Below are 14,461 nucleotides of genomic sequence, written 5' to 3' on the forward strand. Positions count from 1 at the left end.
TGACGCGCCACGCCCTCACCAATGTCCGGTGTTCTCCATCGCCGACCACGGCGCCTCGGCGGGCAGCGGATCGCCCGCCTGCAACAGCTCGATCGAGATATTGTCGGGGCTGCGCACAAAGGCCATCCGCCCATCGCGCGGCGGCCGGTTGATCACCACCCCATTGTCGAGCAGCTGCTGGCAGGTGGCATAGATGTTTTCGACCTCATAGGCGAGATGGCCGAAATGGCGGCTGTCCGAGGGCAGCGCGTCATCGCCATCCCAGTTATAAGTGAGCTCGACCGGGCAGTCCTCCTGTCCCGGCGGCGCCATGAAGATCAGCGAAAACCGGCCCTCTTCGCTGTCATAGCGGCGGGTCTCGCGCAGCCCGAGCAATTCGTAAAAGCGCATCGACGCCTCGAGATCCTTCACGCGGACCATCGTGTGCAGATATTTCACCGGCAAAGCCTCTTTTCTATTCCTGATGTTCTCTTAAAGGATAGCGGGCGCATCGCGCCTGTCGAGGGGCGATTTTGCCGTCATATGGCGAAAACTATCCCATCCGACCGCAAGATGTAGTAGATAGCGATTCATGCCCCAGAGAAAGGATGCCCCATGCCCCTGAGCCCCGAACAGCAATCCGAAATCGACGCGCAACGTGCGGAGACACGGCCCACCCGCCGGGTCGTCTCGGATGGGATGGAGGGGCATCTCTACACCGCCTATCCGGTGCTCGACCACGGGTTCGTGCGGGTGGTGGACTATATGGGCGACGATGCCGCCATCACCCAGGCGGCGCGGGTCAGCTATGGCAAGGGCACCAAAAGCGTCCAGAATGACGAGGGGCTGATCCGCTATCTGATGCGCCATTGGCATTCGACCCCGTTCGAGATGTGCGAAGTGAAGCTGCATGTGAAACTGCCGGTCTTCGTGGCGCGGCAATGGATCCGCCACCGCACCGCCAATGTGAACGAATATTCCGCCCGCTATTCGATCCTCGATCGGGAATTCTACATCCCCGCGCCGGAACATCTCGCGGCGCAATCGGTGGTCAACAATCAAGGCCGGGGCGAGGCGCTCGAGGGCGAGGAGGCCGAGCGCGTGCTGCGCTATCTGCGCGACGACGCGATGCGCGCCTATGACCATTACGAGGAAATGATCGGCCAGGACGGCCAGCAGGGGCTTGCCCGCGAATTGGCGCGGATGAACCTGCCCGCCAATATCTATACGCAATGGTATTGGAAGGTCGATCTGCACAATCTGCTGCATTTCCTGCGGCTGCGGGCCGATGCCCATGCGCAATATGAAATCCGCGTCTATGCCGAAGAGCTGTGCAAGATCGTCGCCGACTGGGTGCCCTTTGCCTATAAGGCCTTCGAGGATTACCGCATGGGCGGTGCGACCCTGTCGTCCGGCGCGCTCGACTGTGTGCGCCGGATGATCAAGGGCGAAGAGGTCACGCAGGAAAACTCGGGCATGTCCAAGGGCGAATGGCGCGAGTTCGAGGCGGCGTTGAAGGGCTAAGCGGGCAGACGGCAGACTGCCAAAGAGCAAACGGGCAGGGGGCGTTCAGCCCCCCAGCACCACCGCTTTCGACCACCAGCCGGGCTGGCTCTGGCGCAGGCGGCCTTGGGCAGCCTGGGCGGTTTCCGCATCCATATAGAGGCCGAAACATGTGCCGCCCGAGCCCGACATGCGGGTGAGCTGACAGCCGGGCGTCACCTCAAGTGTCTGAAAAACTTGTGCAATCACCGGCTCGGCGGCGATGGCCGCGGCTTCGAGATCATTGCGCTGACGCGCGAGCCAAGCGACCATCCCGGCCCGGTCGAGCCCTTGCGGGATCTCTTCGGGCATCGGCGGATTGTCGGTCTTGGTGAGCCGCTTGAACACTTCGGCGGTGAGCACCGGCAGGTTCGGATTGACCAAAAGCGCATGCAGCCGCGGCAGGCCGGGCAGGGGGCTGAGCTCTTCGCCGACGCCGCGCATCCGGGCCGACACGCCCGACAGGCATACCGGCACATCGGCGCCGAGCGTCTCGGGCGCCTCCGGCAGGGGCCGCCCGGTGAGCATCGACAAGGCCCGCAGAGTTGCCGCCGCGTCGGACGAGCCGCCGCCAAGCCCCGCCGCATGGGGCAGGTGTTTGTCGAGGGTGAACGCCCCGGTCGCGCCCATGAGGGCGGCGGCCTGCAGCACAAGATTGCGTTCGTCCACCGGCACGCCGCGCGCCATCGGCCCGGTCACGGTGAGCGTGCTCTCTTCGGCCTCGCGGACGCGGATACGGTCGCCCATATCGGCAAACATCACCAGACTGTCGAGCAGATGATAGCCATCGGCGCGGCGGCCGGTGACATGCAGGGTCAGGTTCACCTTGGCCGGGGCAAGAACCTCAACCATCTTCCTTGGCCACCTTGAGCGGTGGTGCGCCTTCTTCATCGAGAACCACGTCGAGCCCGACCTCGAGCTTGCGCCGGATGCGGTCGCCGCTGATGTCCTGCTCGGGCGTGTCCTCGGTGATAAAGCTCAGCGCGCGTTTCCATTGAAACCGCGCCTCGGTCTTGCGCCCAACCGCCCAGAGCACATCGCCCAGATGGTCATTGACCACCGGATCGACCGCCATGAGCGAGGCCGCGCGTTCCATATGCTCGACCGCCTCTTCATAGCGACCAAGCCGGTAGAGCACCCAGCCGAGACTGTCGACGATAAAGCCGCTCTCGGGGCGTGCCGCCACCGCGCGTTCGATCATCTCGAGCGCCTCGTCGAGATTTTGTTGTTTTTCCACAAGGGAATAGCCCAGATAGTTCAACACTTCCGGCTGATCCGGGTTGAGCTCGAGCGCGCGGCGGAAATCGGCCTCGGCCTTGGGCCAGTTGCCGAGCCGCTCATGGGCGATGGCGCGGGTGTAATAGCTGTACCAGCGCGGGCTGTCCTGCTCTTCATAGAGCGCGATGGAGCGGTCGTAAAAGCTCACCGCCTCGTCGAACCGTTCGAGCTGTCGCAGCAGATCGGCGGTCGCGGCGAGCACCACGGGCTGATCGCCATGGCTCTTGCTCAGCTGCTTGAGCACCTCAACAGCGGCATCTTCCTTGCCCGAGCGGCGCAGCGCTTCGGCCCGGCCCATTTCCGCCACGTGGAAGGACGGATGATCCGCCGGCACCCGGCGATAGGCCTCGGTCGCGAGCTCATGGCGGTCGAGCTCTTCCAGAAGCTCGGCGCTCATGATCTGGGCGTCGATATGATCGGGGCTGATGAACTCGGCAAAGCGGGTGTAGATCAGCACATATTCCGGGCTCGTTTCCTGCAAGAGCGCCCGGCCCAGCGAATAGAGCACCTCGGCCACGCCATCCTGCGGGCTGCGCACGATGCTGAAGGGCAGGCGTTCCCCGGCCTCGAGCCGGGCCCGAAGATCGGCCAGCTCGGGGTCGAGCCCGGCGCCGAACGTGTCGTCGATCACCTTGACCGCGTCGTCATTGCGCTCCAGCTGGCTCAGCGCCTCGGCCCAGGCGATGGTGCCGCGCCGCGTCGTCTGCACCGGGCCATTGGCCTCGCCGGAATAGATCGCGGCGGCGCTTTCGAAATCCCCGACCGAGGCCAGCGCCAGCGCCTTGTGATAGGCGGCGAAATCGGTGAGCCCCGGCTCCTGCATCACCGCGTCGAAGAGTTCGAGCGCGCGGGTCATGTCACCTTTGCCGAGATTGGCCCAGGCAGCGAGCAGACCATCGGCCAGCGGGCTGATCGCGCTGCTGTCGGCCACCCGTTGCAGCACGCCGTCGAAATCGCCCTCACGCACCATTTCGGCCACCAGCGTCATATTGGCGATCTGGCTGCCTGCGGTGATGCTCTCGACCCGGTGGGCCACGGGAATCGCCTTGTCGATCCGGCCCAGCGACACAAAGGCCGCGGCGGTGAAATCGAGAAGCTCGGGGTTTGACGGGTCCTTGATCAGCGCCTGCGTCAGATATTCGGCGGCGGCGGCATAATCGCTTTCATACCGGGCCTGACGCGCCGCGAGATAGGCGCCGGCGGCCTCGTCCGACAGGGCAGGCAGCCCCAGCGACCCAGAGAGCAGGGCGGCGGCGGCGAGGGTGGAAAGCAATCTCTTCATGCGGTGCTGATGCCTCGGGTCTTTGGTCTTTGGGCAGAACGTAATGCGGCGGGACGCACAACGCAATGCGGGGCGGCCAAATGACCGCCCCGCCCGGCAATTCTTCACCATTCCGTCATGGGCCGCGTGCGGCCGACGGGCGGTTACATATTGGGGTAGTTCGGCCCGTCGCCGCCCTGCGGCGTGGTCCAGTTGATGTTCTGCTCGGGGTCCTTGATGTCACAGGTCTTGCAGTGCACGCAGTTCTGGAAGTTGATGACAAATTCCGGCTGCCCGTCCTTTTCGACCACCTCATAGACCCCCGCCGGGCAGTAGCGCTGCGCCGGTTCGGCATATTTCGGCAGGTTGACCTGGATCGGAATGCTCGGATCCTTGAGCTTGAGGTGACAGGGCTGGCTTTCCTCGTGGTTGGTCATCGAGAAGCTGACATTGGTCAGCCGGTCAAAGCTCAGCTTGCCATCGGGCTTGGGATAGTCGATCACCTTGTGCTTGCTGGCCTCTTCGGTGGCCTTGGCATCGGTCTTGCCATGCTTGAGCGTGCCAAAGAGCGAAAAGCCGAGCGTGTTGGTCCACATGTCGAGACCGCCCAGGGCAAGGCTCGGCACGAGGCCCCATTTCGACCACATCGGCTTGACGTTGCGCACCTTCTTGAGGTCCTGCCCGATGTCGCCCTGACGCACTTCGGTCTCATAGGCGCTGAGCTCGTCGCTGGCGCGGCCCTCGGCGATGGCGGCATGGGCGGCCTCGGCGGCGGCCATGCCCGACAGCATCGCGTTGTGGTTGCCCTTGATGCGCGGCACGTTGACCATGCCCACCGAACAGCCCAGCAGCGCCACGCCCGGCGCGACCATCTTGGGCATCGACTGATAGCCCCCCTCAGAGATCGCCCGCGCGCCATAAGCGACCCGCTTGCCGCCTTCGAGAAGCTCGGCCACCATCGGGTGATGCTTGAAGCGCTGGAACTCCATATAGGGGAAGAGATGCGGGTTCTTGTAGTTCAGGTGGACCACGAAGCCCACGTAAACCTGATTGTTCTCGAGGTGATAGATGAACGACCCGCCGCCGGCATTGCTGCCCAGGGGCCAGCCCATCGTATGGGTGACAGAGCCTTCCTTGTGCTTGGCCGGGTCGATCTCCCAGATCTCTTTCATGCCGAGACCGAATTTCTGCGGCTCATGGCCCGCGGCGAGATCGTATTTCTCGATCACTTCCTTGGCGAGCGAGCCGCGCACGCCTTCCGACAGGAAGACATATTTGCCATGCAGCTCCATCCCCGGCTCGGTGCCGTCCCCGATCGAGCCATCGGCCTCGAGGCCAAACACCCCGGCGACGACGCCTTTGACTTCGCCATTGTCGCCATAGACCAGCTCGGAACAGGCCATGCCCGGGAAGATCTCGACGCCCAGCGCCTCGGCCTGTTCGGCCATCCAGCGGCAGACATTGCCCATCGACACGATGTAATTGCCGTGGTTGTTCATCAGCGGCGGCATCGGGAAATTGGGGATGCGAACCTTGCCCGCTTCGCCCAGCATGTAGAAATTGTCTTCCTTCACCGGCACGTTGAGCGGCGCGCCCTTGGCTTTCCAGTCGGGGATGAGCTTGTCGAGACCACAGGGATCAAGCACCGCGCCAGAGAGGATATGCGCCCCCACTTCCGACCCTTTTTCGAGCACGACAACATTGAGATCGGCATCGAGTTGCTTGAGACGGATCGCAGCGGAGAGCCCGGCAGGGCCCGCACCAACGATCACGACATCATATTCCATGGCTTCGCGTTCTATCCCGGACATGTAGTCGATCCTTTCCCGAGGCGTGGCATTCTGGTCATAAAGTTTCGCACGTGGTTATCGCGCCCCGCGCGTCAACGTCAATTGAAACACGACGTGAAACCATATCTTTTGCGGCAAATTTCCACCAAAGCCCCCGCCAAAGCCCGGCGCGCCGCAGTTCGGCATTGCAAATGCCCCGGGCTTCGGGGCAATTTGCGCTGAACTCGACGGCGGCCCTCGCGGCTTGGGCCCGCCACGGATCATGCAAACGACGGAATTCGACCCGATGGAAAAAATCCCGATGACCCGCAGGGGCCACGAGGCGCTTGAGTTAGAACTGAAACATCTGAAATCCGAGGAACGTCCGGCGATCATCCGGGCGATTGCCGAGGCGCGCGAACATGGCGATCTGTCGGAAAATGCCGAATATCATTCCGCCCGCGAAAAACAGAGCTTTATCGAGGGCCGCATCAAGGAACTCGAGGGCGTGCTGAGCCTCGCCGAAGTCTTCGACCCGGCCAAGCTCTCGGGCCCGATCAAATTCGGCGCCACGGTGACGCTGGTCGATGAGGACACCGACGAGGAAAAGACCTGGCAGATCGTCGGCGAACATGAGGCCAGCATCGAAAAGGGCCTGCTCAACATCAAATCGCCCATCGCCCGCGCCCTCATCGGCAAGGACGAAGGCGACAGTGTCGAGGTCCGCACGCCGGGCGGCGAACGCTCTTACGAAGTGCTGAAAATCGAATATATCTAACGGGTTGGACATGGCCGACAGCAAACAGATCCGGTCGGTGAACAAGACCCCGGCGCATCACGAGACGCTGAGCACGATCGAGATCGTGGCGATTGCGCTGTCGGTGCTGTGGCTCTTGGCCTCGGCGCTGTTCTTTCTGGTGATGGGCACCGGTCCCATCGGCGGCGGCGCCTTTGGCTTCGTGATGACGGTGCTGGCGATCTTCCTGCCGGTGGCGATGATCTGGGTCGCCGCCATGTCGGCCCGCACCACCCGCGTCATGCGCGAAGAAAGCCGCCGTCTGCAGGCCGCCATCGACGCCATCCGCAAGACCTATGTGAGCCAGTCCAAGCTGCAGGACGCCTTGGGCGGCGAACAAAGCGTGAGCCGCAAGCTCGACGAGATCGCCGCCGCCCAGCGCAAGACCGAAACCGCGCTCGCCACCTTCTCGACCATCCGTCAGGCAAGCCCGGCGCTGCCGCGCCTCGCGCCGCCGCCCGCCCCCGCCGCGGCGGGGCAGGATGATCAGGTCTCGCTGCCGCTCGGCACCACCGCCGAAGAGATCGCGCCGCCCTTGCCGGTGGCCGATATGATCCGGGCGCTGAACTTTCCCGAAAACGCCCAGGACAAGGCCGGGTTCGACGCGCTGCGCCGGGCGCTCAAGGACCGCTCCACCGCCCAGCTCATTCAGGCGGCCCAGGACGTGCTCACCCTGCTGAGCCAGGACGGCATCTATATGGACGATCTGCGCCCCGACATGGCGCGCCCGGAAATCTGGCGCCGCTTTGCCGAGGGCGAACGCGGCCGCAGCATCGCGGCGCTCGGCGGCATTCGCGACCGCTCGTCGCTGGCGCTGACCGCGGCGCGGATGAAGAATGACACGATCTTCCGGGACGCCGCGCATCACTTCCTGCGGCTCTTCGACCGGATGATGACGCGCTTTGCCGGGATCGCCGAAGATGCCGACATCACCGAATTTGCCGACACCCGCACGGCGCGCGCCTTCATGCTTCTGGGGCGGGTCGCGGGCACCTTCGACTAGGGCCGGCCCGCGCCTCTTTCTGGTGTCAAATACCCAGATCCACGGGCTCAGAGAAAGCTGCCATAAGGGTAAAAACGCACCGGATCGCCGGGGGCGATCTCGATCTCGCCATCGGGCAGCTCGACAAGCCCCTCGGCCCAGCTCAGCCCGCTGATCCGGCCCGAGCCTTCCGAGGCAAAGACCTCGGCCCGGCCATCGCGCATCCGCGCCCGCAGATATTCGCGCCGCCCCGGTTTCTTGCGTTTCGAAAACCCGGCAGGCAGGTCGAACCCCTGCGGCGCCTGCCAGCTCTGCCCGGCCAAGAGCCGCAGCGCCGGCCGCGCAAAGATGAGCGTGCAGACCAGCGCCGCCACCGGGTTGCCCGGCAGGCCAAAGACCGGCACGCCGCCCCAAAGCGCCAGCGCCAGAGGCCGCCCCGGCTTGACCGCGATCCGCCAGCGGGTCATCGCGCCCGCCTCCTGCAACAGGGCCGAGACATGATCCTCATCCCCCGCCGAAGCCCCGCCCGAGGTCAGGATCGCATCCGCTTGCTCCGCCGCCCGGTCGAGCGTGGCGCGCAGCGTCTCGCGATCATCCGGCACCCGGCCCAAATCCACCGGCTCATAGCCGAAGCTGCGCAACAGCCCCAAGAGCATCGGCCGGTTCGCATCATAAATCTGCCCCGGCCCAGCCGGCATGCCGGGCTCGATAAGCTCATCTCCGGTGGAAATCACCGCCACCCGCAGCCGGTCGCGCAGCATAGGCCGCGACACCCCCGCCGAGGCCATCAGCGCCAGATCGGCGGGCGTCACCACCCGGCCTTGGGAGAGGATTTCCTGCCCCGGCTGCACATCCTCGCCCGCGCGCCGCGTATTTGCCCCGGGCTTGATCCCGGCGCGAAAGGCAATCGCCATCTCGCCCTTTGTCACATCCTCTTCGAGGATCACGGTATCGACCCCCTCGGGCAGCGCCGCGCCGGTGAGCACCCGGATCGCCTGACCGGGCGGCACATGGCCCGCAAAGGGCACACCCGCCGCCGCACGCCCCTCTGTCAGGGGCAGGGTGATCTCCGTTCCCGCCTCGGGCGCGCCAAGGCTCGCATGGGCAAAGCCATAGCCATCCACCGCCGAATTGGGGCTCGGCGGGTTGGCCCGCTCGGCCACCACAGGCGCGGCCAGAACCCGGCCCAGCGCCGCGCTCAGAGGCGCAGGAGAGGCCGCACAGACCGGCCCCAACCGGTCCCGCAACAGCCCCAGCGCCTCGTCCACCGGGGTCCAATCGACCCCGGCAGGCAGGGCAAAACAATCGTCGCGCAGGGGTGGCGGGCGCAGCTTCTCGGTCATGACGCCTCCCGTAGGCCAAGATCGGCGAGGATGAAATCGGCAATCGCCCCGGTGTCGTCGAGCGGCAGCACCGGGCAGGGCGCTTTGACCTCGCAATCGGCAGCCACGGCGCGGATGCTCGCACTCTCCGGCGCAATAAGAGGGTGGCCCGCCGCCGCGCGATAGGCCTCGATCTTGGGGTGCGGGGCCCGTTTATACCCCTCGACCAGCACCAGATCGACCGGCGCCAGCCGCGCGATCAACGCCTCGAGCGTCGGCTCTTCCGCGTCGCGCAGCTCATGCATCACCGCAAAGCGCTTGGCCGAGGCCAGCACCACCTCGCGCGCCCCTGCCTCCCGGTGGCGATAGCTGTCGGTGCCCTTCTGATCCACATCCACCGCGTGATGGGCATGTTTGATCGTCGACACGCTCATCCCCCGCGCGGTGAACTCGGCCACCAGCCGCTCCATCAGCCCGGTCTTGCCGGCGTTTTTCCAACCGGTGACACCATAGACCCTCATTCATCGCCCTCCAGCATGGCATGGGCGCGGGCCAGATCCTCGGGCGTGTTGACGTTGAAAAACGGCGTGCCGGGATCGTCGAACAGCGCCTCGCGCCCGCCATGGTCATCGGTCCACATCACCACCTTGCGCAGCCCGCCCTCGAGCGCCGCCCGCAGATCATGGCGCAGCGCCACCGGCCAGAGGCCAAAGGTCGGCTGCCGCCCATCCGGCGTCCGGGCGAGCACCAGCGGATGCGCCATGCCTTCTGACGCCAGCAATAGCCGCGGCACCAGATCACAGGGGAAAAACGGCGTGTCGCCCGCCACGCTGACCACCGTTTCCGCGCCATGTTCCGCCGCCCAGTCGAGCCCCGCCAGAACCCCCGCCAGCGGCCCGGCATAGCCCTCGATACTGTCGGCCAGCACCGGCAGGCCCAGGCCCGCGAACCGCGCCGCATCGCCATTGGCATTGAGCGCCAGCGCCGCCACCTGCGGCGCGATCCGGTCGATGATGCGGCTCAGGATCGGCACGCCGCCAAGCGCCAGCATGGTCTTGTCGCCGCCGCCCATCCGTGTCGCGAGACCACCGGCGAGAATGATGCCAAAGGGCTGTTTCATGCGTCCTCCGCCCCCTTGCGGCGATGCTTGCGGTCCTCATCGGGCAGGCTGTCGGGGTCGATGTCGCGGCTGATCCGCTCGTTGCCCGACAGGCAAATGAACCGCTTGCCGCGCATCCGCCCGATGAGCGTGAGCCCCACCTCCTGCGCGATCTCGACCCCCCAGGCGGTAAAGCCCGAGCGCGACGCCAGCACCGGAATGCCCATCAGCGCGGTCTTGATCACCATCTCCGAGGTGAGCCGCCCGGTGGTGTAGAGGATCTTGTCCTCGGCGCTCACCCTCTCCGAGAGCATCCAACCCGCGATCTTGTCCACCGCGTTGTGCCGGCCCACATCCTCCATATAGACCAGCGGCCGCGCCCCCTGGCAGAGCACCGTGCCATGGATCGCCCCCGCCTCGAGATAGAGCGAGGGCGTCGTGTTGATCACCCGCGCGAGATGATAGAGATCGGATGTCTTGACCTGCAACGCGGGCAGGGTGACCTCTTCGAGCCCTTCCATCATGTCGCCAAAGACCGTGCCCACGGCACAGCCGCTCGTCCGGGTCTTTTTCCTGAGCTTTTCCTCATAGCTCGTCTGCCCATCGGTGCGCACGACCACGGTCTCGAGATCCTCGTCATAATCGACGCCGGTCACCGTCTCGCCATCGCGGAGCATCCCCTGATTGCGCAGAAACCCGAGCGCCAGATACTCGGGGTAATCGCCGATGGTCATGGCGGTGACGATTTCTTGGCCGTTGAGGAAAATGGTCAGCGGGCGTTCCTCGACCACCGAAATCTCGGCGCTCTGGCCCATATGATCGACGCCGCGCACCGCACGGGTCAGCCCCGCACGCCCCGGATCGGGCGCGATGAGGTATTCGGGGCGCTGCGGCGTGTCGGACAATTGCGTTACCTCCGGGATCGGGTTAGGCCTTGGGCCAGCTCGATTTTCAAGTTTCGATTAGTACGGCGGGAACCCCATGCAAACCACCAAATCACCCTACTGGCAAGGTTTTGGCGCAGGCGCGCCCTTCGTGCTGATTCTGGTGCCGTTTTCGACCCTCTTCGGCGTCGTGGCCACCGAGGCCGGGCTGAGCGTGCTCGAGGCGCTGACCATGTCGCTGGTGGTGGTGGCGGGGGCCGCGCAATTCACCGCCGTGCAATTGATGAGCGAACAGGTCCCGGTCTTTATCGTCATCCTCGCCGCGCTCACCGTGAACCTGCGCATGGCGATGTATTCCGCCTCGCTGACGCCGCATCTGGGCGCGGCGCCGGTCGGGCTGCGGGCGCTGGTGGCCTATTTCACCGTGGATCAGACCTATGCCTGTTCGGTCGCGGCCTATGAGGCCAATCCCGACTGGCAGCTGCGCCAGAAACTCGCCTATTTCTTTGGCGTGGCCACCCCGATCCTGCCCGCATGGCTCGGCTTTACGCTCGTTGGCTCGCTGGTCGGCGCGACGATCCCCGAAAGCTGGGCTTTGGATTTCGCCATCCCGATCACCTTTATCGCGCTCGTCGCGCCGATCCTGCGCACCCGCGCGCACCGGGTGGCGGCGCTGGTCGCCATCGCCATGTCGCTGGCGCTGGCCTGGATGCCCTATAGTCTCGGGGTGATTGTCGCGGGCTTCATCGGCATGGCCGCCGGGGCCGAGGTCGAACGCCGCATGGTCGCGAAAGGAACCTGGACATGATCGACCAATCGACCCTCTGGACCGTGATCATTTCGCTGGGGCTGGGCAGTTTCGCCCTGCGCTTTGTCTTTCTCGGCGTGGTCGGCAACCGGCCTTTGCCCGACTGGCTCTTGCGGCATCTGCGCTATACGGCGGTGGCGGTGCTGCCGGCGCTCATCGCGCCCTTGGTGCTCTGGCCCCCGGCGACGGGCGGCGAGACGGACCCGGCGCGGCTCTTGGCGGCTTTTGCAGCCATTGCCGTGGGGCTCTGGACCCGCAATGTCATCGGCGCCATCGTCGCGGGCGCGGCAATGCTCTATCTCGGGCTATACCTGCTCGGCTGATCCGGGTCTCTGGCCTGATGTCCCGGCCCGTCTCCTAGCGGTGGATCAACTCGCGATAGGCCGCGTTCTGCGCCGCATAGAGCGCGTTCACCGCCTCCTGCTTGGCCCGCAGCTCTTCGGGCCAGGTCGATTTGATGTAAGAGAGCACATCGACAATCTCGCCATCGCTCAGCGCCGCGCCAAAGCGGGGCATCGCGTCACCATCTGCGTTCCCACCTGCGTTCAATGTCCGGCAGAGCTCGGCCACTTCGCCGGTCTTGGTCAGTTGAAATAGCGCGTAATCGGGATGCTCCCAGGTATGCCCCCGCGCATCATGGGGCGGGGCGCTGGCCTCCTGAGGGCCGTCCGAGCCATCCAGCGCACCGTGACAGCCCGCGCAATCCCTTTGGTAGAGATCATGCCCGCGCGCCACCACCGCCGCATCAGTATAGGGCAACAGGGCAGGGGCCGCCGTGCCGGGGGGGACCAGGGCGCGCAGCACCAGCGCACCGCCGATGGCGGCAAGGCCGACAATCCCAAACGTGACAAGACGTGCCCTCTGCATCATGCCCCCTCTGCAACCAGCCCCTTTGCAACTGGCCCCTCTGCAACCAGCCCGAGCTTACCGCCCCCTCATTTCTCGCGCAACGGTGCCGCCCGCCGATGGGCCGACCCCCGCGCAACGCGCCCTAACCCCTGACCCCCGTGCCGTGACGCAACGGCCCTTTCCCCAAGCTCGCTTGATCGTGTAAGGAAAACGCTTCTACTCTGCGATACAGGGTGCGGCCCGATCTCAAGGCCGCGCTCCAAGGACAAAGCTCGAAGGAGAGACGGATGGGGGACCAATCCATGGACCAGCGCATTTTCGCGCGCGGGGATCTGAGCGCATTCTGGGCGCTCTTCACCGACAATTTGATCAACCTGATGGTGCTGGCCGGTGTCTGCCAGTTCGTCTTCCAGATGCCCGCCGAGATCGTCTACGGCCGCATCCTGCCCGGCGCGGCCATCGCCATCGTCTCGGGCGTCGCGGCCTATGTCTGGCTCGCCAAACGCGCGGCCAAGACCCATGGCCGGCCGGTCACCGCCATGCCCTATGGCATCTCGACCCCGGTGATGTTCGTCTATCTCTTTGGCGTGATCGGGCCGATCTTCTGGTCCACCGGCGACGCGCTTCTGGCCTGGCAGGTGGGGATCGCCGCGGGCTTTATCGGCGGCATCGTCGCGGCCTTCGGCGCGATCATCGGCCCCTGGCTCAAGCGGGTGACACCGCGCGCCGGCATGCTCGGCACGCTCTGCGGCATCGCGCTCGTCTTCATCGGCACCGTGCCCATGGCCGAAGTCTTCGAGAGCCCCTATGTCGGCTTTGCCTCGCTGATCATCATCCTCTGGGGGCTGGTCGGCCGCTTCCGCCTGCCGGGCAACATGCCCGCCGGTCTGCTGGCGCTCATCGTCGGCACGCTGGTGGCGCTGGCCATCGGCGAGGCCCGGATCAGCACCGAGGGCGTCGGCTTCTACCTGCCGCTGCCGTGGATCGGCGACCTGATGACCGGCATCGCCTATTTGTGGCAAACGCCCGAGCTTTTCCTCGTGCTGGTGCCGGTGCAGATCTACAATTTCATCGAGACCATGAACAATGTGGAAAGCGCCGAAGCCGCGGGCGACAGCTATCCGGTGGCCACCGCTCAGGTGATCGACGGCGCCGGGACCATGCTCGGCGCGCTCTTCGGCTCGCCCTTTCCCACCACCGCCTATATCGGCCACCCAGCCTATAAGGGCATGGGCGCGCGCTCCGGCTATATCATCGGGGTGGGGGCGGTGATCCCGCTGGCGGCGATCCTTGGGCTTCTGGCCTTCCTCAACAACCTGATCCCGCTGGCCGCCGCCGCACCGATCCTGATCTTTGTGGCGCTGAGCCTCGTGACCAGCACCGCAGGCGCGGTCCGCCCGGCCCATATCGCCGCCGTGACCATCGCGATGATCCCGCATGTGTCATCCTTCCTGATGATCAAATGGGGCTCGCTGCTCAACGCGCTGCGCGAAACCGGGGTCGAGGGCCTGCCCAATCTCGGCGACGAGGCGCTGACCGCCGCGCTTCTGCAGCAAGGCGCGCATTACACCGGCCATCTGGCGCTGAGCCAGGGCGCGATCATCACCGGTCTGATCTGGGGTGCCATCGTGGCGAGCCTGATCGATGGCGAGTTCCGCCGCGCCGCAGGCTTTGCGCTCGCCGCCTCGGCCATGTCGCTGGTCGGCATCATCCATGGCGCGAGCCTGCATTGGCCATCGCTCGATCGGGTGGCGATGGGCTATCTGATCATCGCCGCCTTCCTCTATCTCTACCCGCTGGTCGATGCCAAGGCGGGCGAGCGGGGGACCAGCGAGGACAGCCCCGCCTGACATTCGCTCAGAAAACACTGCCTGCGGCCCCGGGACACCCCC

The 14,461-nt window shown here is 65.5% G+C and carries 15 protein-coding genes; 6 read left to right on the forward strand and 9 right to left on the reverse strand.

Annotated features, from left to right (window positions below; translation table 11 throughout):
* Nucleotides 1-15 precede the first annotated feature (15 nt).
* On the reverse strand, nt 16-444 hold the full coding sequence (locus WA237_RS14975) for a VOC family protein (protein ID WP_336098606.1): 429 nt from the start codon (nt 442-444) through the stop codon (nt 16-18).
* A gap of 150 nt (nt 445-594) precedes the next feature.
* On the opposite strand from WA237_RS14975, the gene thyX reads away from it, so the two are divergent.
* Nucleotides 595-1,503: an FAD-dependent thymidylate synthase gene (gene thyX, locus WA237_RS14980; protein ID WP_336098608.1), complete on the forward strand. Its 909-nt coding sequence runs from the start codon at nt 595-597 to the stop codon at nt 1,501-1,503.
* Nucleotides 1,504-1,548: 45 nt separating this feature from the next.
* Here thyX and WA237_RS14985 read toward each other — a convergent pair whose 3' ends face one another.
* From WA237_RS14985 to WA237_RS14995, 3 genes are all read right to left on the reverse strand, one after another.
* Nucleotides 1,549-2,373, reverse strand: a complete 825-nt coding sequence (locus WA237_RS14985; protein ID WP_336098609.1) for a 4-(cytidine 5'-diphospho)-2-C-methyl-D-erythritol kinase — start codon at nt 2,371-2,373, stop codon at nt 1,549-1,551.
* Nucleotides 2,366-4,081, reverse strand: a complete 1,716-nt coding sequence (locus WA237_RS14990; protein WP_009814644.1) for a tetratricopeptide repeat protein — start codon at nt 4,079-4,081, stop codon at nt 2,366-2,368. The genes WA237_RS14985 and WA237_RS14990 overlap by 8 nt, the downstream gene beginning before the upstream one ends.
* A gap of 143 nt (nt 4,082-4,224) precedes the next feature.
* Nucleotides 4,225-5,871: an electron transfer flavoprotein-ubiquinone oxidoreductase gene (locus tag WA237_RS14995; protein ID WP_336098611.1), complete on the reverse strand. Its 1,647-nt coding sequence runs from the start codon at nt 5,869-5,871 to the stop codon at nt 4,225-4,227.
* Nucleotides 5,872-6,136: 265 nt separating this feature from the next.
* Here WA237_RS14995 and greA point away from each other — a divergent pair, with 265 nt between their 5' ends.
* Together greA and WA237_RS15005 are read left to right on the forward strand one after the other, a co-directional pair.
* Nucleotides 6,137-6,607 carry a transcription elongation factor GreA gene (gene greA / locus WA237_RS15000; RefSeq protein ID WP_336098655.1) on the forward strand — a complete coding sequence of 157 codons (471 nt, stop codon included), beginning with the start codon at nt 6,137-6,139 and terminating at the stop codon, nt 6,605-6,607.
* A 10-nt stretch (nt 6,608-6,617) separates the two neighbouring features.
* The gene (locus tag WA237_RS15005) at nt 6,618-7,628 is read left to right on the forward strand and encodes a hypothetical protein (protein ID WP_336098613.1); all 1,011 of its coding nucleotides are present in this window, start codon (nt 6,618-6,620) and stop codon (nt 7,626-7,628) included.
* A 47-nt stretch (nt 7,629-7,675) separates the two neighbouring features.
* On the opposite strand, the gene WA237_RS15010 is transcribed toward WA237_RS15005, so the two are convergent.
* From WA237_RS15010 to fdhD, 4 genes are read right to left on the reverse strand one after another with little or no spacing between them, the layout of a single operon-like run.
* Nucleotides 7,676-8,950, reverse strand: a complete 1,275-nt coding sequence (locus WA237_RS15010) for a molybdopterin-binding protein (RefSeq protein WP_336098615.1) — start codon at nt 8,948-8,950, stop codon at nt 7,676-7,678.
* On the reverse strand, nt 8,947-9,450 hold the full coding sequence (gene mobB, locus WA237_RS15015; protein WP_336098616.1) for a molybdopterin-guanine dinucleotide biosynthesis protein B: 504 nt from the start codon (nt 9,448-9,450) through the stop codon (nt 8,947-8,949). The genes WA237_RS15010 and mobB overlap by 4 nt, the downstream gene beginning before the upstream one ends.
* Nucleotides 9,447-10,049, reverse strand: a complete 603-nt coding sequence (mobA, locus tag WA237_RS15020; protein WP_336098618.1) for a molybdenum cofactor guanylyltransferase MobA — start codon at nt 10,047-10,049, stop codon at nt 9,447-9,449. Before mobA ends, mobB begins: the two co-directional genes overlap by 4 nt.
* Complete coding sequence (gene fdhD, locus WA237_RS15025; protein WP_286905843.1) at nt 10,046-10,933, reverse strand: formate dehydrogenase accessory sulfurtransferase FdhD; 888 nt, start codon at nt 10,931-10,933, stop codon at nt 10,046-10,048. The genes mobA and fdhD overlap by 4 nt, the downstream gene beginning before the upstream one ends.
* A gap of 76 nt (nt 10,934-11,009) precedes the next feature.
* On the opposite strand from fdhD, the gene WA237_RS15030 reads away from it, so the two are divergent.
* Nucleotides 11,010-11,720: an AzlC family ABC transporter permease gene (locus tag WA237_RS15030; RefSeq protein ID WP_009814653.1), complete on the forward strand. Its 711-nt coding sequence runs from the start codon at nt 11,010-11,012 to the stop codon at nt 11,718-11,720.
* On the forward strand, nt 11,717-12,043 hold the full coding sequence (locus WA237_RS15035; protein WP_009814654.1) for an AzlD domain-containing protein: 327 nt from the start codon (nt 11,717-11,719) through the stop codon (nt 12,041-12,043). Before WA237_RS15030 ends, WA237_RS15035 begins: the two co-directional genes overlap by 4 nt.
* 34 nt (nt 12,044-12,077) lie before the next feature.
* Here WA237_RS15035 and WA237_RS15040 read toward each other — a convergent pair whose 3' ends face one another.
* Entirely contained in the window at nt 12,078-12,587 is a 510-nt protein-coding gene (locus WA237_RS15040) for a c-type cytochrome (RefSeq protein ID WP_336098620.1), read from the reverse strand.
* 269 nt (nt 12,588-12,856) lie between these two features.
* Here WA237_RS15040 and WA237_RS15045 point away from each other — a divergent pair, with 269 nt between their 5' ends.
* Nucleotides 12,857-14,419 (forward strand): xanthine/uracil/vitamin C permease, encoded by a 1,563-nt coding sequence (locus WA237_RS15045; protein WP_336098622.1) that lies wholly within the window; start codon nt 12,857-12,859, stop codon nt 14,417-14,419.
* Nucleotides 14,420-14,461: the final 42 nt, after the last annotated feature.

The sequence above is a fragment of the Roseovarius sp. CH_XMU1461 genome (assembly GCF_037027165.1).
Lineage (GTDB): Bacteria > Pseudomonadota > Alphaproteobacteria > Rhodobacterales > Rhodobacteraceae > Roseovarius > Roseovarius nubinhibens.